14 protein-coding genes are annotated in these 18,806 nt (G+C 42.6%); 10 read left to right on the top strand and 4 right to left on the bottom strand.

The window, feature by feature from the left end:
• Window positions 1–37 precede the first annotated feature (37 nt).
• From smc to ligA, 3 genes are read left to right on the top strand one after another with little or no spacing between them, the layout of a single operon-like run.
• Entirely contained in the window at window positions 38–3,535 is a 3,498-nt protein-coding gene (gene smc / locus ABD128_RS10080; protein ID WP_343989779.1) for a chromosome segregation protein SMC, read from the top strand.
• Between the two features lie 27 nt (window positions 3,536–3,562).
• Window positions 3,563–4,609 (top strand): cell division protein ZipA, encoded by a 1,047-nt coding sequence (gene zipA, locus ABD128_RS10075; RefSeq protein WP_343989777.1) that lies wholly within the window; start codon window positions 3,563–3,565, stop codon window positions 4,607–4,609.
• A gap of 24 nt (window positions 4,610–4,633) precedes the next feature.
• Window positions 4,634–6,655, top strand: a complete 2,022-nt coding sequence (ligA, locus tag ABD128_RS10070) for an NAD-dependent DNA ligase LigA (protein WP_343989775.1) — start codon at window positions 4,634–4,636, stop codon at window positions 6,653–6,655.
• Window positions 6,656–6,692: 37 nt separating this feature from the next.
• On the opposite strand, the gene ABD128_RS10065 is transcribed toward ligA, so the two are convergent.
• Both ABD128_RS10065 and ABD128_RS10060 read right to left on the bottom strand, forming a co-directional pair.
• A complete protein-coding gene (locus ABD128_RS10065; protein WP_343989773.1) occupies window positions 6,693–8,852 on the bottom strand; it encodes a diguanylate cyclase in 2,160 nt (719 codons plus the stop codon).
• A complete protein-coding gene (locus tag ABD128_RS10060) occupies window positions 8,849–9,742 on the bottom strand; it encodes a hypothetical protein (RefSeq protein WP_343989771.1) in 894 nt (297 codons plus the stop codon). Before ABD128_RS10060 ends, ABD128_RS10065 begins: the two co-directional genes overlap by 4 nt.
• Window positions 9,743–9,864: 122 nt before the next feature.
• On the opposite strand from ABD128_RS10060, the gene ABD128_RS10055 reads away from it, so the two are divergent.
• Window positions 9,865–10,443 (top strand): phosphoglycerate mutase, encoded by a 579-nt coding sequence (locus tag ABD128_RS10055; RefSeq protein WP_343989769.1) that lies wholly within the window; start codon window positions 9,865–9,867, stop codon window positions 10,441–10,443.
• 117 nt (window positions 10,444–10,560) lie between these two features.
• On the opposite strand, the gene rne is transcribed toward ABD128_RS10055, so the two are convergent.
• Window positions 10,561–13,491 carry a ribonuclease E gene (gene rne / locus ABD128_RS10050; RefSeq protein WP_425545689.1) on the bottom strand — a complete coding sequence of 977 codons (2,931 nt, stop codon included), beginning with the start codon at window positions 13,489–13,491 and terminating at the stop codon, window positions 10,561–10,563.
• 606 nt (window positions 13,492–14,097) lie between these two features.
• Here rne and rluC point away from each other — a divergent pair.
• Together rluC and ABD128_RS10040 are read left to right on the top strand one after the other, a co-directional pair.
• A complete protein-coding gene (gene rluC / locus ABD128_RS10045) occupies window positions 14,098–15,057 on the top strand; it encodes a 23S rRNA pseudouridine(955/2504/2580) synthase RluC (RefSeq protein WP_343989765.1) in 960 nt (319 codons plus the stop codon).
• 3 nt (window positions 15,058–15,060) lie between these two features.
• On the top strand, window positions 15,061–15,699 hold the full coding sequence (locus ABD128_RS10040) for an HAD-IIIA family hydrolase (RefSeq protein ID WP_343989763.1): 639 nt from the start codon (window positions 15,061–15,063) through the stop codon (window positions 15,697–15,699).
• A 4-nt stretch (window positions 15,700–15,703) separates the two neighbouring features.
• Here the strand turns inward: ABD128_RS10040 and ABD128_RS10035 are convergent, their stop codons facing one another.
• Window positions 15,704–16,231 (bottom strand): peroxiredoxin, encoded by a 528-nt coding sequence (locus ABD128_RS10035; RefSeq protein WP_343989761.1) that lies wholly within the window; start codon window positions 16,229–16,231, stop codon window positions 15,704–15,706.
• A gap of 93 nt (window positions 16,232–16,324) precedes the next feature.
• Here ABD128_RS10035 and ABD128_RS10030 point away from each other — a divergent pair, with 93 nt between their 5' ends.
• From ABD128_RS10030 to ABD128_RS10015, 4 genes are read left to right on the top strand one after another with little or no spacing between them, the layout of a single operon-like run.
• Complete coding sequence (locus ABD128_RS10030) at window positions 16,325–16,867, top strand: GNAT family N-acetyltransferase (protein ID WP_343989759.1); 543 nt, start codon at window positions 16,325–16,327, stop codon at window positions 16,865–16,867.
• Between the two features lie 26 nt (window positions 16,868–16,893).
• Window positions 16,894–17,397, top strand: coding sequence for an O-acetyl-ADP-ribose deacetylase (locus ABD128_RS10025; protein WP_343989757.1), 504 nt, complete (start codon window positions 16,894–16,896; stop codon window positions 17,395–17,397).
• On the top strand, window positions 17,394–18,143 hold the full coding sequence (locus ABD128_RS10020) for a fructosamine kinase family protein (protein ID WP_343989755.1): 750 nt from the start codon (window positions 17,394–17,396) through the stop codon (window positions 18,141–18,143). Before ABD128_RS10025 ends, ABD128_RS10020 begins: the two co-directional genes overlap by 4 nt.
• Before the next feature lie 42 nt (window positions 18,144–18,185).
• Window positions 18,186–18,797: a Pr6Pr family membrane protein gene (locus ABD128_RS10015; RefSeq protein WP_343989753.1), complete on the top strand. Its 612-nt coding sequence runs from the start codon at window positions 18,186–18,188 to the stop codon at window positions 18,795–18,797.
• The last annotated feature ends 9 nt before the right edge of the window (window positions 18,798–18,806 follow it).

The raw sequence follows: 18,806 nt of genomic DNA, 5'->3' as shown, positions 1-18,806 counted from the left end.
ATTTAAGAGACAAATAAGAGAATACGTAAGAGAATAAATGCGATTAAAACAAATAAAATTAGCAGGATTTAAATCATTCGTTGACCCAACGACCGTATCGTTCCCAAGTAATATGACTGCTGTGGTAGGCCCAAACGGCTGTGGTAAGTCTAACTTGATTGATGCAGTGCGCTGGGTAATGGGGGAATCATCGGCAAAAAACCTTCGTGGTGATGCTATGACCGACGTGATTTTTAATGGTTCTACTGGGCGTAAACCTGTCGGGCAGGCAAGTATTGAGTTGGTATTTGACAATACAGATGGCACGGTTAAAGGTGAGTACGCCAACTATAATGAAATATCCGTCCGTCGGATGGTTAATCGCGAAGCCCAATCCAGTTACTTCCTGAATGGTACCCGTTGTCGCCGTAAAGATATTACCGACATTTTCCTTGGTACCGGCCTTGGCCCAAGAAGTTATGCCATTATCGAACAGGGCATGATCTCGAAACTTATCGAGTCAAAACCTCATGAACTACGTGTTTTCCTCGAAGAAGCCGCCGGCATTTCAAAATATAAAGAACGACGCCGCGAAACGGAAAACCGAATTCGTCATACTCGAGACAACCTAGATCGCCTGAACGACTTACGCGAAGAGCTAGGGAAACAACTGTCTCACTTGAAACGCCAAGCGACGTCCGCCGAGCGCTATAAAGAATATAAAGCTGAAGAGCGTGAGCTTAAAGCGCAGCTAGCTGCTATTCGTTGGCAGCAATACAACATTAAAATTGAGGCGTTGGACGAAGCCATTTTGAAGATGGAGACTGAGGTCGAGTCTAAAATTGCCGATCAACGTCATTCTGATAGTGAAATTGAGAAGTCTCGCGAACTGCATGTTGAATTAACAGACGTGCACAATGAAGTTCAAGGGCGCTTTTACGGAATTGCGGCTGATATTGCCAGACTTGAGCAGGCTATCGAACATTCGCGTCAACAGAAATCACAATTACTCGAAGACAAGGCTCAGGTTGAATCGTCTTTAGATAAGCTTCGCGATCAATTAAAATTCGATGAGTCTAAACTCGAAGAGATGATGACTGAGCTTTTACAGGCAGAGCCTGAGCTCGAAATGAACTCTGAGCAGGTAGAAGAGCAGCAACAGCAACTCACCGACTTAGAAGAAGATATGCGCATTTGGCAGCAAGATTGGGATGTTTTCAACCAGCAAGCCAGCGCTAACGCACAAAAAGCTGAAGTTGAAAAAACTAGAATTCAGCATCTAGAGTCGCATTTGTCGCGTCACCAAAAACGTTTAGAAGAAATTAAAGAGGAAGTGGGGCAGCAACAGTCTGGCTCAATGGAATCTGAACTAACCAAAGTTGCGCAAGAACTAGGCATCGCTGAAGAGCAGGCAGAGAGGCTTGAATATGATGTCCAAGATGCCGTTGAGAAAATCAATCAGTCACGCCAAGAACAGCGCACCCATAATCAAAAGTTAGAAGAAACGCGTAAAGAGCTACGTGTTTTAGAGTCACGTAAAGTCTCTTTAGAGGCACTACAAAGTGCGGCTCTCGGCTCGGATAACGAACAGGCGGTAAAATGGCTGGAGTCGAATAGACTTGATAGTCAGGCTCGCTTAGCGCAAAACTTGAAGGTTGATGCTGGTTGGGAAATTGCCGCTGAAACTGTTCTAGGACAATACCTAGAAGCCGTTGTTGTGGACTCCCCGGAGAGTTACGCCAGTAGTTTGTCAGAGTTGGCCTCTGGCTCAATTTTATTGGTCGATGGTGAATCAAGTGCAGGCGCTGAATCAGGTCGCTTATCCGATAAGGTCAAAGGTGCCTCAGCCTTAAACGGTACTTTAAATCACGTTCTTGTTGCCGAAGACTTGTCTGAAGCTTTATCAAAGCGCAACGACCTCGCTGAGCATGAGTCAATCATTACTAAAGATGGCGTTTGGCTTGGTAAGCATTGGTTGAGAGTCACTCGTGCTAGTAATAATGAAGCTGGAATCTTAGAGCGTGAAGCTGAACTAAAAGATATTTACCACAAAATTGAGCAGCAGGAAGCTATTTTAGAGCAGCTGGAAGAAACCAAAGAACAACTTTCTGAGCAGTTAAGTAATTACGAAGAAACCTGGCAGACTAAACAATCTCAGCTGGCTCAAGCGAATAAAAAGCATAGTGAACTTAGAGCCAAAGTTGGTTCTCAGCAAGCAAAGCTAGAGCAAACGCAAGGGCGTCTAGAGCGATTAAAAAGAGAGCAACAAAATATCGTTGAGCAGGTTCATGATGATGAGGCAGCCTTAGCGAAAAGTCGTCAGCTTATTGAGCAACTACTTGATTCGATGGAGCAAGATAGCGAGAAGCGTGAGCAGTTAATGGCAGAGCGTGAAGAGCGTCGCCAACAATTGGAAACTCGCCGTACTCAGGCTCGTGAAGCTAAAGAAGTAGAGCAAAGGTTAGCCATAAGAGTGAGTGCTTTAAAAGCTGAAGTGAACTCGACTCGTTCAGGGTTTGAGCGCGTTAACTCTCAAATTGGTGAGCTAACATCACGCAAGGTCGAGCTTGAAAATCGTTTAAGCAGCGATAGTGATCCGACTGAAGAGTATCAGATGGAGCTTGAAGAGGCCCTAGAGAAACGCCTAGTGGTCGAAGAGGAAATGAAGCAGGCACGTAATAAGCTAAGCGAAGTTGACGAAAAAATGCGCAAGCTGGAACGATTGCGCCATGAAGCTGAGCAAGGTGCACAAGGTGTTCGTTCACGATTAGAAAAGTTGCGAATGGATTGGCAGGAAGCAAAGACCCGACAAAACACGCAGGCGGAGATCTTAAAAGATGCCAAGCGTGAGGTTGAGGAAGTATTAGAATCACTACCAGAAAATGCTTCGGAAAGTGATTGGCTTGAACAAATTGAGCAAGTTACAGGGCGCATTCAACGCTTAGGTGCGATTAACTTAGCAGCTATTGAAGAGTTTAAAGCAGCCGAAGAGCGGAAAGTTTACTTAGATGCACAGAACGATGATCTTGAGGAAGCTCTAGAAACTTTAGAGAGTGCCATCCGTAAGATTGATCATGAAACTCGTACACGATTCAAAGAAACTTTCGACAAAGTTAACAAAGGTGTTCAGGAGCTATTCCCTAAAGTATTTGGTGGTGGTCATGCGTATCTTGAGTTAACGGGAGAGAACTTGTTAGATACTGGTGTAGCTGTTATGGCACGTCCTCCTGGTAAGCGTAACTCGACAATTCACCTATTATCAGGTGGAGAAAAAGCATTAACGGCAATTTCATTAGTCTTCTCAATTTTCCAGCTAAACCCTGCACCATTCTGCATGCTGGATGAGGTTGATGCTCCACTCGATGATGCTAACGTTGGGCGTTATGCGAATTTGGTTAAAGAAATGAGCCAGCACTTGCAGTTTATTGCAATTACTCACAATAAAATTGCAATGGAAATGGCGGAAACTTTGCTTGGGGTTACAATGAGTGAACCTGGTGTTTCTCGTGTGGTCTCAGTAGATGTCGATGAAGCTGCGGCTTTAGCAGCTTCTTAAATAATAAATCTGGTTAAAGGTGATTTAATGGAGTGGCAACTGGCGATTTTGCTGGCTTTAGTAAGCCTAGTCATTATTGGCTTTATTTATTTTGATGCAAAAAGACGAACAAGAGTCAGACGCGAAAGAGTAGAGCGTGAGCTTTATCAGGAGCGACTAGAAAAAAGCCGCGATATGAAAGGCTTTGATGATGATGGCGTTGGGCAGGTACGAGTTATTGGTGACGACAAAAAGTCTAATAACAATGATTCTAACGAGGCCGCTTCAGAACCTGTCGTTGATTCCAGTTCACTATCAAACGCCTCAGAACCATCACTAAAGACTGCAGATGAAGTAAGTTATAAAACGGCTACTAGTGCTTCAAATGAAACACCTACCGCTGTCCCTCATAAAGATCTCGAGTCTTCTGTTGTCAATTCAGACAAAGAGCTATTGGAGCCTACTATTTCTGAGGCAGAAGTTCCGGTACTCGATGATGCTTTGTTTGAGTTTACCAAAGAGAGCTTAAAAAAAGATCAGTCTATTCTGTCAGAAGCTCAAATCTCAGAGACTAAAAAAGAACCAAAAGTGTCACAGCCACAGCAAACAACATTATTTGATGATCCAAACGATGTGGTTGATGAAGAGCCTACAATTGAGACTGAGCCTGAATTAATATTCTCGTTGTTCGTGGTAGCGGAGCAAGAGCGTCCTTTTAAAGGCCCAGAACTGGTTCAGTCACTGGTTGAGCAGGGCATGCGCCATGGTGAAATGGATATTTTCCATCGCCATGCACAAGCAAACGGTCGTGGCGCAGTTCAATTTAGTTTAGCCAACGCGTTGGAACCAGGAATTTTTAATTTAAAGAAAATTGATGAGCTTGAAACTCGTGGGCTTGCCTTGTTTATGACATTGCCTGGCCCTAAAAAGCCGATGAAGGCTTATGACTTGATGGTAAAAACTGCGCAAGGCATTACCAAAGAATTAGGTGGATACGTTCTAGATGCGACAAAGAGTAACTTCAGTAAACAAATTGAGTCGCATCATCGTGAACAAATTAGCGAGTTTGAACGTAAGCAGCTACTGCAAAAATAAAACACCTCAAAATACCTTACGATTATGACTAATAAAGCCGACAACCTAGTGCAAGAGTTGGAGCGGTTACGCTCCCTTATTAATAATTATAACTATCAATACTATGTACTAGATGATCCTTCTGTGCCTGATGCAGAGTATGATCGACTGTACCGTGAGTTATCGAAACTAGAGTATGAAAACCCAGACCTAATCACCGAGGATTCGCCTACTCAACGGGTAGGGGCAAAACCTGATGCAGGCTTTGGCGAAGTCGTTCATGAGCTTCCGATGTTGTCGCTTGACAACGCCATGGACTCTGACGAAATGCGGAGTTTTAATCGACGCGTGCAAGAGCGATTAGCTCAGTCAAATGATATCGAATATGTTTGCGAGCCAAAACTCGATGGCCTTGCGATTAGTTTGCTGTATGAAAATGGTTTACTAACTAGAGCTGCTACTCGCGGGGATGGTTCCCAGGGAGAGAATATTACTTTAAACGCCAGAACTATTCGCTCCATTCCACTTAAACTTAGAACGGATACTCCGCCGCAACGCTTAGAAGTTCGCGGTGAAGTCTTTATGCTTAAAAGTTCGTTTGAGGCGATTAATGATGAAGCTCGTAAAAGCGGTGCTAAACTTTTTGCTAATCCACGTAACGCGGCTGCGGGCAGTTTAAGACAACTCGATCCTCAAATAACGGCGAAGCGAAACTTATCATTTTATGCATATTCTATGGGCTTAGTCTCTGATGACTTTAAATTAGCAGACAAACATTATGAGCGCTTAGAGCAAATCATGGAACTTGGCTTGCCAGTGTCCAGCGAGGTTAAAGTTGTTACGGGTATCTCAGGCTGTCTTGAATATTACGAGGATATTGCTGAGCGGCGCGATTCTTTGGAGTATGAAATTGACGGAGTCGTCAATAAAGTTAATAGCATAGAGTTACAGGAACGCTTGGGATTTGTCGCCAGAGCACCACGTTGGGCAATTGCCCACAAATTCCCAGCACAAGAAGAAATTACTCAATTGTTAGGTGTAGATTTCCAAGTAGGGCGCACGGGCGCTTTAACCCCAGTAGCACGCTTAGAGCCAGTTTCGGTCGGCGGGGTTACTGTGAGTAATGCGACGTTACACAATATGGATGAAATTGCTCGACTTGGTGTGAAAGTCAAAGACTCGGTGGTTATTCGTCGTGCGGGTGATGTAATACCTCAGGTGGTTAGTGTGCTTATAGATAGGCGCCCTGATAATGCTGAGGCAATCGAGATGCCAAAAGAATGCCCAGTATGCGGCTCTGCTGTTGAACGCACTGAAGGCGAAGCAGTCATTCGCTGCACAGGGGGGCTTGTTTGTTCGTCTCAGCGTAATGAAGCTATTAAGCACTTTGCATCGCGCAAAGCTATGGACATTGATGGTTTGGGTGACAAACTTGTGGAGATTTTTACGGAGAAGGGCTTCGTCAAGTCAATTAGCGATCTCTATCGTCTAACAAAGGAGCAAATTGCTGGGCTGGATCGTATGGGTGAGAAGTCAGCAGAAAATCTTCTAACAGCTTTAGAAATAAGCAAAAAGACTACACTCCCCAAGTTTTTATACGCTCTTGGTATTCGTGAAGTTGGTGAAGTAACCGCTAAGAACCTAGCCAATCATTTTTTCACCATTGATGCGGTAATGAACGCAGACATTCAAGATTTAGAAGCTGTTTCTGATGTAGGCCCTATTGTCGCACAGCACGTCAAAGTTTTTTTCGAAAACCCCGATAATAGGCAACAAGTCAAAGAGCTGATTGAACTGGGTGTAAACTGGCCAGAGATAGAAGCAAAGTCTGAAGATGAGCTACCACTAAAAGACAAAACATATGTCATAACAGGTAGCTTTGAAGGTATTAGCCGAGCAGAAATTAAAGACAAACTTGAGTCATTAGGGGCCAAGGTTGCAGGCTCAGTCTCTAAAAAAACCACAGCTTTAATTGCTGGCGAAAAGGCGGGCAGTAAACTAACTAAAGCTGAATCACTAGGAATTCAAGTTCTTGATATTAGCTTTGTGGAAAGCTTAGAGGCTTAAATACAAACGATCTTATTATAACGAAAACAGGTTTTCTTTATGTAGCAAGATTGACTTGGTTTTTTCCATGCTCTTTTGAGACATATAGAGCCTTATCGGCTTCTCTAATCATTTGTAGTTTATCTTTTGTAGTGTCCTTTAGAGCTGAAATTCCGATACTAATTGTGTATTGGCATTTCTGACTCTCTATGATCATGGGTATTATTTTTGCACTAACGATTTCTAGGTAACGCTTAGCTTCTAACTTGCTAACCTCAGGCAGTACTATTAAGAATTCATCACCACCATAGCGACCTACGGTACTGTTACTCGGTAGTTCATCCAGTAACAGTTTTGCTAAATTTCTCAAGCAGCGATCGCCCGCCTCATGTCCAAAAGTGTCATTGATCTCTTTAAAATCATCAACATCTACAAAAGCAATAGATAGCTCATGATTGCTACGTAAGGCTTTCATAAACTGTAATTCTAGACGCTCTAGAATTGCGTTTCGGTTTAGTAGTTGAGTTAATCCATCAGTCTCAGCTTTAGATTGTATTAAACGCAGACTCTTGACGTTTAATAAGCAGCGAATAAGCTCTGTTGCATAATGCTGTAAAAAATCCAGCATAGATTCAGTAGGTTCAAACTCGTCATGAACCTCTAAAATGATACAGCTCCACTCATGACTTCGCATAGTTACCGGTATGATGAACATATTGTCATAGAGAACTTCAGATTGGAGCTTTTGTGGAGTATCCAAGTCACAAATTCGTTTGATTTGAAGTGAGCTGTCATTGATTAACTGTTGGAACTTTTGACGTTCAGGTTCTGATCTTGTGTAAAGTGATAGCCGTGTATCCATCTGATATACAGCTGCACCGCCAATAAAGTTTACTCTCTTAGCTAACTCTTTTAAAAAGATTCTAACGACCACAGCTTCATAATCTCGAGCTTTTGTTTTATGGAGCTTTTGGTTGATGTTATTGAGAAGTGTCGAGAATTCTTTTTGTAATTCGTAGGCTTGTGATCGTTCGAGAGACTCTTTTTGGGCATCATCTCTTTGTGCCTTAATTTGTAGCACTCTATCTGCTAAGCCTAGCGTGAAGATTGTCGCTTCCAGTAACGAGGCAATTGAAAAACCATATGCAGTGATAAAGTTAAGTGGCAATACCCCAAATATAGCAAGAACCCTAAGAACTCCCGAAGTCGTCAATAATGCGAAGGCTAGGGCAAAGAAGAAAGCCTGCCTATTACCTTTTCGCAAAAGTTTAAAAACAACCCAAATATATAAAGGAAAAGCTAAAACTAACGTTGAATTGGTCACATTAACCACTATTTGTGGAACTGGGTGGATCACTAAACCTATAACCAAGTAGCTCAGCATAGCTACACGGAAACCATTAAGAAGCTTATGTTCCACGGGAGCTAAATTTTTGGTGGACAAGAATGCTTGTGTGAAAGTGAACAAAGCGTACATGCTCAAGCACAAAAACAAAAATTGTGTATTTCGGCTGTCAGCCAGAAAGGATATTGCGGGAAACTGGTAAATGTAGCCAGTTGTTCCCATTAGAAATACTAGGAATGTCGAGTTATAAAAGATATACAACAAGTATTCACGGCGTCTTATAATCAGATAGAAAAAAGCATTCACTAAAATAAGTAAAAGTATGCCGAAGATAATTGCGGTGAATAATTGGTTATATTGGTTATCGACACGGTTGAAAGTTTTGTAATCCCAAATTTCAACTATGGGCTCGACACTGCTCTTATGGCTTACGAACAGATAACGTTCGTTACTTGACTCCCTATTCAGGTCGTAAGAATGCTGGTAAGCCATAAACTCAGGCGCGCTCTCAAAGTCAAAACGAAACTTTTTACTGACTAATGATAACTCTTGGCCATTAAGTTCATATAAGGCTGTTAGGGATAAATGACCTGGATTAATAATAAGTATAGGGAAGTCAGTATCGATTTTCTTCGGTAGTTTATAAAGAATATTGGTCAAGTTATTGTTATCACGACCTAGAACATCTGATTCAATGTTACTGATATTATGTAAACCACTTAAAGGACCGTGGTGATGGTTTAAGTTGTAGCTGTCGAAAGATGCATGAATAGGGGCGAAGTTTTTGTTAGCAACAATTGTTGAGACACCAACAAGCAAAGCCACCAACAAAATGCTGATGGCTATTGTTGCGTAGTGTAGCCTGCCTATCATTTGATTTTAATGTCTCCAATATGTCGTAACTCTGGACAATGCTGAAGCAAATCGCCAGGTGTAACAAACATTGAAGATTGAGCTTGAAGTATAGCGATACCTTGTTTTGAATCGGCTTTATCGAGATCAACCTGCTGACTTACTCCATGCAACACTTTTGCAAAGTCATGAATGGCTTCCAGTAACTCATCCGCAACTGTGCCGGTAGCGAGCAATGTTTCGTTATTCATTGCTTCAAACAATTCTTTAGCGAGCTCTTCATCACTAGCTTGCTCAGATTCTAGTGAATCTATTTGGCTAGTTTGGGGCTTATACTTAAAAGCTTTATGTAATAGGCTGGTGCGAGTGCTATCGCTTTGTAGATTTCCACTTCTTATCGTTAACTGAAATGCTTTGCCTGCTTCTTGATAGCATTCAAATACAAATTGTGAGCAAACCATAGGATGCTTATCAGGATACTTATGCTGATTGATCGCATTCAACAGCCTTCCAGTAAGTCGCTTAAGGATTCGCATTATGATTTTTTGTGCCGTATCGCTCGGGGTGAACTTTTTATAAAGCAGTAAAATCCCTAATAAATATAGGTTGTTAGTGGCATAGGGCGCCTCTCCATTAAGATACTGGGCAGCCACATCCATCACCGGCTTAAAATCATCAATGGGTTTGTTTAGGCGCATGACGTGTACCGTTCGCCCGGGGAATCGCATAGTGGCTTCTGCAACACGCACAGCAGGCGGTGTTTCTTCTATCATCTTGGTTGGGATTTGGTAGGTCATGGCCGCGTGGCTGACAGGGGCATCGGTTAGCCAGGTGATTGCTTTTGAAATCCAGCTACCTTCTTCAGCGGAGAATAGGAGAACATCTCCGGCTTGTAAGTCTCTAACGTGCATCGTAACTCCCTCTTTTTGCAGTTAATATAACGATTTACCGCAAAAAAGTATAGTAATTGTAAATGTCTAGCCATATAGATTAGCATAGGGTGTCAAGCACATACATTTGCTAAGGAGAACTTATGCGCTTTTTAACGGCTATCATAGCCACAGCTACTTTGACTTTAATCGATACCTCGGCGCAAGCTGCGGGGGAGGTTAATGGTTGCAAAGACTATGATGTCTTTATCTTGCGTCACCTCGAGAAAGATACCGATGGGACTAAAGACCCTGGTTTAAGCCAGCTAGGAAAAGTAAATGCTAAAAAATTGGCTGAGTTATCGGTGTTTAATAACATTAATCATGCGTTCTATACTCCCTATAAAAGAACTTATGAAACACTAGAGTTTATTGATGCCGAAAAAAGTGTTTATGATCCTAGCGAACCGCAGCAGCTAGTTAGGACGGTCAAAGATAAGCATTGCGGAGAAACTGTAGTTATAGCTGGTCATTCAAACACAGTACCAGAACTAGTGACGGCTTTTGGTGGCTCTTTTACAGTAAGCTATGCAGGACAAAATTTAAGTTACTCACCGAGCGTTAGTCTTGACGAAAACGATTATGGAAGTGTTTTCAGGGTGACGTTCCACAACGAGAGGTTGCATCAACAGTTGTATCAATTAAATCCTAAAGGTAAAAGCAAGATGCAGCTTAGGAAGTAACTCTCGACTATTTAGTTAACTTTTTAGATGATCTAAACGTAATAAGTTACTCAGATTATAAATCTCTAGTAAAAAAAATCCCACGACTAATCGTGGGATTTTTTAGTTAAGCGCCTACTAAGAGCTTGTTTTTGCTGCCTGAGACGAACTCTGCTCACGCGACGAGTCGCTAGCTGATTGCGTTACCTTGTTGTCAAAACTATAAGGTTTTGGCTTAAAGGCAATTGGCTCAATAGCTTCTAGCGTTACGGCTTTCTTGGCTGGTGCACTTGCTTGAAGCTCAACCTTCTTGGCAACGGTTTTTTCAACGAGCTCTGATTTAGTTTCGCTCGCTTTGTTACTAGTAGCTTCGCTATTGGTTGTCTCCGTCACAACAGCTGTTTCTTCTTTTGTTTCTTGGTAAGTCTTTTCGCTTGTTACTTGAGAACTGGTTTCAGGTTCTTTTGTGGTCTCCAATGGAGCTGAAATTTGCTCTTCAGTAGTTGTAGCTTCATCTTTAGATTGTACTTTCTCAACGTTAGATTGAGCTTGTTTGCTAGTTTGCTCAGGTTCTGCTGTTTGCTCGGCAGGAGCTTCCTGCTTAGCTTCTGGCTTTGGCTCTGCTTTTGCCTGAGGCTCTACAGAAGCTTGTTGAGAGGTATTGCTTTGATTGTTTGCAGCTACAGCGCTTTCAGAAACCTCTGGCAACTTTTCATTTTCCAACACTTCGGACAAAGTGCGCTCTAGAGATTTATGAGCTTTATAAACCATAATGTCTTCTGGTTTTGCTTTAGAGCGGCTCTGTTGTTTCTCTTGAGTTTGTGGCTTTTGAGTTTTTGCCTGTTCCTCTTGAGGTTTTGTTGTCTGAGTAGCTTGCTGTGGCTTAGCCTGCGATTGCTTGCTTTCAACCTTGGCTTGCTCAACTGGCTTTTGTACTGACGCTAAACGCTCGGCACGAGACTTACGTGGAGGACGTTGCTCTATTGGCTGCTTAGCTTGTTGTTGTGGCTTTTGCTGACCGCGACTATTTTGAGTGCGGTTCTCTTGAGACTGAGCCTGTGTTTGGCCGTGAGTCTGCTGACGATTGCCACCTTTATTTTGCGGACCTCTGTTTTGCTGCCCTTGCTTTTGCTGACGATTGTCTTGCTTACGCTGGTCCTGACCTTTGTTACGGTTGTCCTGTTGACGCTTTTCTTGAGAGCGATTGTCTTGAGAACGGCTATCTTGGCGTTCTTCATTACGACGGCGATTGCCTTTGTAATTTGAATTGCCACGACGGTTGTTCTTATTCTGACGATTTTCTTGACGACCTTTGCCCTTATAATTTTTGCTATGTTTTTTGTTACCTTTGCCTTTTTGTTTCTGCTTGTCATCACCAAAGAGGGCAGTCCACAAACGTTTGAATAAGCCTGGCTTCTTCTTTTTAGCTTGCTTCTGTTTCTTTTTAGGTTTTTTGCTTGGCTCTGGCGGTGGCGCGCTATGCTTTAATCCCTTTAGGGCCGGTTCATCTAAAGGCTGAACGGGTTGCATAGTGCTTTTTACCAACTCAGTTTCAGGAGGTTTTCCAATGAGGCTGTAACTATTATCTTCTAGAGTTTCACCACCTTTGACACGTAACACATCGTAATGTGGTGTTTCCATGTGTGGGTTTGGAACTACTACTAAGCGTACTTTTTGACGTTTTTCGATCTGTTCAATTTTACGGCGCTTTTCATTTAATAGGAAAGTAGCTACTTCAACAGGTAGTACAGCTTGGACTTCCGCTGTTGATTCCTTCATGGCTTCATCTTCCATCAAACGTAAGATAGAAAGACCTAGTGAGTCAGTACCACGAATAACACCAGAACCACTACAACGTGGGCATACGTGCTGGCTTGATTCTTCTAGCGAAGGGCGCAAGCGCTGGCGTGACATTTCGAGTAAACCGAAGCGTGAAATACGGCCGATTTGGATACGAGCACGATCTCGCGCGACAGAGTTCTTGAGAACTTTTTCTACTTCGCGTTGATTGCGAGGAGGGCCCATATCGATAAAGTCGATAACAATAAGGCCGCCGATATCACGAAGGCGTAATTGGCGAGCGATTTCTTCAGCAGCTTCTTTGTTGGTGTGAAGAGCAGTTTCTTCAATATCACCACCTTTGGTCGCTTTTGCTGAGTTGATGTCGATGGATAATAAGGCCTCCGTTTGGTCGAAGACTACTGAGCCGCCTGATGGTAAGCGTACTTCACGTTGGAAGGCACTTTCAATTTGGCTCTCTACTTGGTAACGGTTAAATAAAGGGATTTCGTCTTTATAAAACTTAACTTTTTGCACGAAATCAGGACGCTGATATTGAAGTTCAGTCTTAATTCGATCATAAACTTCTTTGCGATCGACAATGATTTCGCCAATATCTGGGCGTAAATAATCACGGATAGCACGTGTGATAACGTCAGATTCTTGGGTAATTAGGAAAGGAGCAGGGCGACTATTCCCAACTTCTTTGATGTTTTTCCAGAACTCTAGCAAATACTTGAAATCATAATTGATTTCTTCAAGGCTCTTGCCAACACCAGCAGTACGGACGATACAGCCCATACCTTTTGGTGTTTGCAGCTGGCCCATGATTTGCTTGAGCTCTGTACGTTCTTCACCTTCGATGCGACGAGAAATACCGCCAGCGCGAGGGTTGTTCGGCATTAAAACTAAGTAGCTACCGGCCAAACTAACAGAGGTGGTCAAGGCTGCGCCTTTGTTGCCACGCTCTTCTTTGTCAATTTGAACGATGATTTCTTGGCCTTCTTTTAAGGCATCTTTGATGGTAGGGCGGCCTTTGCTAGGCGGGTTGTGCATGTACTCGCGGGCAACTTCCTTTAAAGGTAGGAAGCCATGCCTTTCGGCACCATAATCAACAAAAGCTGCTTCAAGGCTTGGTTCGATACGAGTTACTTTGCCTTTATAGATATTGCCTTTCTTTTGTTCTCTTCCCGCTAATTCGATATCTAAATCATATAAACGTTGGCCATCGACCATCGCAACACGCAACTCTTCGTTATGATTAGTTGCGTTTATTAACATACGTCTCATTGTATAAAAACTCTCTTTTTAAACCGCGAACACAGTGAGAGTGAGAACAGAAATCTTAGGAATGGGCTTAGGTTTACCGTCTAACTTGTTGTTTAGACAATAGTTTCCTTGCTTAATTGTGACAAACTTCTTGCGACTAAAAAGTCTTTCATTACAGTCTTTCCACGCTTAAAATTAACCAGTTATTTCCCGTTTGGCTATTTTATGTCTTACCGCTTTTGTGCATAAAAGAAGCCAAACCAACCGAGTCTTAGAATAATTTCAGACTCTACTATTCTGTTACTTCACCGTGTTCGGTGTTATTACATAAATTCTTTTGGGGTGTCGGTATAACCATGCGTTTTTAACAATTTGTTTACGCTGTCTGGGTTTACATCCTTCACCAAAGGTTGAGGCACTATTCATGATTGGCTCTTTAACCAATTGCCTCACTTATCATCGGAACCCTATTTAGTTCCGTGCAAGCATTATAAACAGATAATTCTTATCCTACAATCTTTTATAGGTTTAAGTTCTTGATTTGTTTTTATTATCATCCGGTTCTAGTTGCGCTAGGCGGTTGTTTTAAGGTGTTGTTATTGTGCGTTTTAGGGTATAGTTCCGCCGATGAGTAATGATTCCCGCCCGAAAGTTAGATTTGTTGAAATCAATGCCGAAGAAGAAGGGCAGCGCATTGATAATTATCTAGTAAAAACGCTAAAAGGCGTTCCTAAGTCACGCATATATAAAATGCTGCGTAAAGGTGAGGTACGCGTCAATAAAGGGCGTGTAAAAGCTGAATATAAGATTGAAGCTGGTGATTCAGTAAGAATCCCTCCGGTGCAAACTGCACAGCGAGAACAAGAAGTTCCGGTCAAATTAAACGTCGTGCAGTCGCTTGAAGATGCGATTATATATGAAGATGACCGCGTTCTTGTGATCAACAAACCGTCAGGTATGGCGGTTCATGGTGGTAGTGGGATGAGCTTTGGGGTTATTGAGGCGCTTCGCGCACTTCGACCCACAGCACCATTTCTTGAGCTAGTTCATCGTCTAGATCGTGATACATCTGGCTGCTTAATGATCGCAAAGCGTCGTAGTACTTTGCGCTTTATTCATAAGCAGCTACAAGAAAAAACGATTACCAAGCGCTATTGGGCGTTAGTCCAAGGTCACTGGCCAGCCAAACAGAAGTTTGTCGACGCGCCGCTCAGAAAATTCCAAGTGAAGTCAGGAGAGCGTCTGGTTCGCGTTAGTGATGATGGTAAAGCTTGTTTAACCAGCTTTCGAGTGGTTGAACGCTTTAAAGACTTAACCTTAGTGTCGGCGGAACCTATTACGGGGCGTACTCACCAAATTCGTGTGCATGCGCAGTCTGTTGGTTGTAGCTTGATTGGTGATGACAAATATGGCGATGATGCTCTAAACCAACAATTTAAGCGTCAGGGCTTGTGTGAACGCTTGTTCTTACACGCTTATTCGCTTCAGTTCAAAGTGCGACCTGACGATAAGGAGCGGATAAAGGTTGAGGCTCCGTTACCAGATGACCTCCAAAGTACAGTCGATCAGCTCAGGAAGCAGGCATAATCTATGTTAACGCTTGAAACGCCCCTTATAGTCTTTGATTGGGATGGAACCCTGATGGATTCCACGGGACGGATCGTTTCAGCCATGCAGGCAACTGCTAGAAACCTAAAATTACCAGTACCCAGTGACGATGAAGTACGCTCGATTATTGGCTTGAGCTTGAGCAATTGTTATCGTCAGTTATTTCCAGAAGTGGATGACCACGACTGGATCACAGAGGAATATCGTTATCAGTATGTTGATGGCGATAAAACACCTAGTCCAGTTTTTGAGGGTGTCGAAGAAGTGTTGGCCTCGCTAAAAGAGCAGGGGTATTACTTAACAGTTGCGACAGGTAAAGCACGTCACGGCTTAGATCGTGTGTTGGATGAGTCGAAACTCAGACATTATTTTGACAAGACAATTGCCAGCGATGAGTCGAATAGTAAGCCCGATCCGGCAATGTTACATACATTAATGAAACATTTTGCGCTAAGGCCAGAGCAAACGGTGATGGTTGGCGATACGACCCATGATCTCAAGATGGCGCAAAATGCGGGTACTCATGGTGTCGCTGTAACTTACGGGGCGCATAGCGTTGATTCTCTAAAAAAACACGCCCCGATTGCGATTATTGACGATATCCGTCAATTAATACAATAGAAGCCTATCCCGCTAATTCCTTTTGCAGCGATTTAAGCTTTTCTAAAACTTCATCGGCGTGAGTGTCAGGATCAACATCTCCATAGTGATACACAATATTGCCACTAGGGTCGATAATAAAGGTTTCGCGCGAAGCGTATTCCATCGGGCCAAATCCAGCCAACACTTTATAAGCCGTACTAGCTTCTTGCTCGACATCCGCTAGGATGGTGAAAGGCAACTTGTAAGCGCTTGAGAAATCTTTGTGCGAGCTGACATCGTCTAAGGAAATGCCAACGATTTCTGCGTTTAACGCTTGGTACTCTTGATATTTATCCCTAAAGTTTTTTGCTTCGGTTGTGCAACCCGGGGTATCGTCTTTCGGGTAAAAATACAGCACTAGCCATTGCCCTTTAAAGTCTTCTAGGCTTTTACTGTCGCCATTTTGATCATCCAATGTGAAATCTGGAGCTAGTGCTCCGAGCCAGTTAGAGCTAGCAGCGACATTGAATGATAAAACTAAGCTTAAAACTAAAAATATAATGCGTGACATACGGTTACCATTTTTTAGAAAGGTGTATTGGTGTAGGATAACAAAATATCATCAATTTTGTGTGAATAAAGCCATTCTACTAAGGACTCCTTAATGGACTTATTTGATGTAATTAAGATCCCTGTTCTACAAACCGAACGCCTAGTTCTTAGGTCTTATCAAGAAAGCGACTTAGAACCTTATTACGAGATGATGGCCGATCCTAATATCACCCGATATTTGGTGCCTGGTATTCCTATGTCTCAACGTGAAGCATGGCGCAGCATCGCTGGTATGGCGGGGCACTGGGTTATTCGAGGCCATGGCCAATGGGCAATCGAAGAGAAAGAAACCGGTGACTTTGTCGGTCGCTGTGGCATTATCGAGCCCGAAGGCTGGCCTGGAAAAGAGCTTGGCTGGGTCTTGCATCCCAAAGCGTGGGGCAAGGGTTACGCTACTGAAGCAGCTAAAGCCGCGCTTGACCATGCTTTTAAAATAATGCGACTTGAGAAAATTATCAGTTTAATTCAACCGGGTAATGATGCTTCGGTTGCTGTCGCCAATCGGATTGGTGAAAAACTAGAAGAACGAATCACGGTTTTTGAGAAAGAAGCTGATGTTTATTCGATTACGGCGAAAGAATATTACTCTGACTAGACGATTTAACGGGTGCAGAGGCGAATATGAAACTGGATTCTGGTGACATTACTCAATTGACAGTTGACGCCATAGTAAACGCTGCTAATAGGTCTTTGCTTGGAGGCGGTGGCGTTGATGGCGCTATTCATAGAGCCGCTGGGCCCCTGTTACTCAAAGAGTGTCAATCTCTTGGAGGCTGTGAAACTGGTCAAGCCAAGATCACGAAAGGCTATGATTTACCCGCGAAATACGTTATCCATACGGTCGGCCCCATCTGGAAAGGCGGTGAAGCTCGTGAAAAAGAGCTTCTCGCTAGCTGTTATAGCGAGTCTTTAAAGCTCGCCGACTCTCACGATATCAACGCTATCGCGTTTCCTTGTATTAGCACCGGTATCTTTGGTTTTCCTAAGCAATTGGCCGCCGAAATCGCAATTTCTACCTGTAAATCATACCATGAAGATACGGGCTCTGAGATTGAAATCATTTTTTGTTGTTTTGGCGCTGAGGATACCGATATTTATAAAAAGTTACTAAGTAGTTCGTTATGACGTTTATCAAAAGGAATAGCTCTCCTTATAAAGATCAGCTGATTAAGGAAGCAGAAGGACTTGAGTTACTTAGAGAAACGATTGAGTCCAACAATATCAATATTCGGGTGCCAAGGGTTTTAAGCGTTGATGATAAAAAATTAGAGCTTGAGGCTATTGATTCGGTAAGCCCTAGCGATAAGCAAATGATGCAGTTGGGTAAAGAATTAGCCAAGTTACACAGCATCAAGTATGAGCGCTATGGTTATGATACTAATAACTTTATTGGCCTTAATCCTCAAGCAAACGCATCCAGCACCAACTGGGGGACTTTCTTTTACGAGAAACGACTTAGCTATCAGGTAAGTATGATAGCTTCTGCCCAAGTACGAGAGTATTTCCAAGCGATTTTAAGTGAGCAAAAAGACGTTTTAATCAAATGGTTAAATAAACACTGTGAATTCCCAAGTCTTGCCCATGGCGACTTATGGTCTGGAAATGTCATGTTTGACGAGCAGAACGTTTGGTTGATTGACCCAGCCGTTTATTATGCTGATAGAGAGGTTGATTTAGGCATGACAGAAATGTTTGGCGGCTTTAACCATCATTTTTATCATGCCTACGACGACATATTACCTCGTAGTGTGGCATATAATACAAAGAAGGTGATTTATAATCTCTATCACTATTTAAACCATTATAACTTGTTTGGCGAAGGGTATTTATCCGCTTGTCAGCGGGGGATGGATTTTATAAAAACATTATAAGCTTTGTATAAATAATACAAATAAGGAATCGAAGCGGTGAGTATGACCACAAAAGAAAAGGCTTTTTTATCTATTTTTTGCTTGTTGGCATGGTCTGGTGTGTTTTTACAGCTCTATTTATCTATAGCAACTTCATTAGAAAACGACAAAACATTAATTCACGGTGTCATTATGTATACCGGCTACTTCACCGTTCTGACGAATATTTTTATCGATGTGCTGGTAACACTGAGGGTTACTGGTGTCTCAACAAATAATTCAGTAAGGGGGTGTGCAACGACTGCAATTCTTCTTGTTGGAATCGTTTACCATTTTGTACTTAAAGATATTTGGGAGCCTACAGGTGCTCAATGGTTGGCTGACGTCATGCTGCACTATGTCACGCCAATTTTGTCATTGATTTACTGGATTGCTTATCCGCCAGCTAATAAAGTTTCAATTACAGAGCTTTTTAAGTGGCTTTTATACCCTTTGGCTTATCTTCTATATGTTTTAATTCGAGGTGAAATCGTTAATTTATATCCTTATCCATTTATTGATCTAATGGTGCTAGAGGGTGCGCAGGTTTTTGTAAACAGCTTGGGCATCAGCCTTAGCTTCATAGTTATAGGGACCGCGGTGACATTATTAGCTAACTGGCGTAGGAATTCTTAATAGTTCCTA

It is taken from the genome of Kangiella japonica (assembly GCF_039523535.1).
GTDB lineage: Bacteria > Pseudomonadota > Gammaproteobacteria > Enterobacterales > Kangiellaceae > Kangiella > Kangiella japonica.
This window is presented reverse-complemented; position numbering and strand designations above follow the sequence as displayed.

What these genes read in the sequence shown, in the direction of transcription:
- ABD128_RS10035 (WP_343989761.1), bottom strand. Translation starts at nt 16,231, where the DNA reads ATGTCACGCATTATATTTTTAGTTTTAAGCTTAGTTTTATCATTCAAT.
- ABD128_RS10055 (WP_343989769.1), top strand. Translation starts at nt 9,865, where the DNA reads ATGCGCTTTTTAACGGCTATCATAGCCACAGCTACTTTGACTTTAATC.
- smc (WP_343989779.1), top strand. Translation starts at nt 38, where the DNA reads ATGCGATTAAAACAAATAAAATTAGCAGGATTTAAATCATTCGTTGAC.
- ABD128_RS10015 (WP_343989753.1), top strand. Translation starts at nt 18,186, where the DNA reads ATGACCACAAAAGAAAAGGCTTTTTTATCTATTTTTTGCTTGTTGGCA.
- ABD128_RS10065 (WP_343989773.1), bottom strand. Translation starts at nt 8,852, where the DNA reads ATGATAGGCAGGCTACACTACGCAACAATAGCCATCAGCATTTTGTTG.
- zipA (WP_343989777.1), top strand. Translation starts at nt 3,563, where the DNA reads ATGGAGTGGCAACTGGCGATTTTGCTGGCTTTAGTAAGCCTAGTCATT.
- ABD128_RS10040 (WP_343989763.1), top strand. Translation starts at nt 15,061, where the DNA reads ATGTTAACGCTTGAAACGCCCCTTATAGTCTTTGATTGGGATGGAACC.
- ABD128_RS10060 (WP_343989771.1), bottom strand. Translation starts at nt 9,742, where the DNA reads ATGCACGTTAGAGACTTACAAGCCGGAGATGTTCTCCTATTCTCCGCT.
- ABD128_RS10030 (WP_343989759.1), top strand. Translation starts at nt 16,325, where the DNA reads ATGGACTTATTTGATGTAATTAAGATCCCTGTTCTACAAACCGAACGC.
- rluC (WP_343989765.1), top strand. Translation starts at nt 14,098, where the DNA reads ATGAGTAATGATTCCCGCCCGAAAGTTAGATTTGTTGAAATCAATGCC.
- ligA (WP_343989775.1), top strand. Translation starts at nt 4,634, where the DNA reads ATGACTAATAAAGCCGACAACCTAGTGCAAGAGTTGGAGCGGTTACGC.
- rne (WP_425545689.1), bottom strand. Translation starts at nt 13,491, where the DNA reads ATGAGACGTATGTTAATAAACGCAACTAATCATAACGAAGAGTTGCGT.
- ABD128_RS10025 (WP_343989757.1), top strand. Translation starts at nt 16,894, where the DNA reads ATGAAACTGGATTCTGGTGACATTACTCAATTGACAGTTGACGCCATA.
- ABD128_RS10020 (WP_343989755.1), top strand. Translation starts at nt 17,394, where the DNA reads ATGACGTTTATCAAAAGGAATAGCTCTCCTTATAAAGATCAGCTGATT.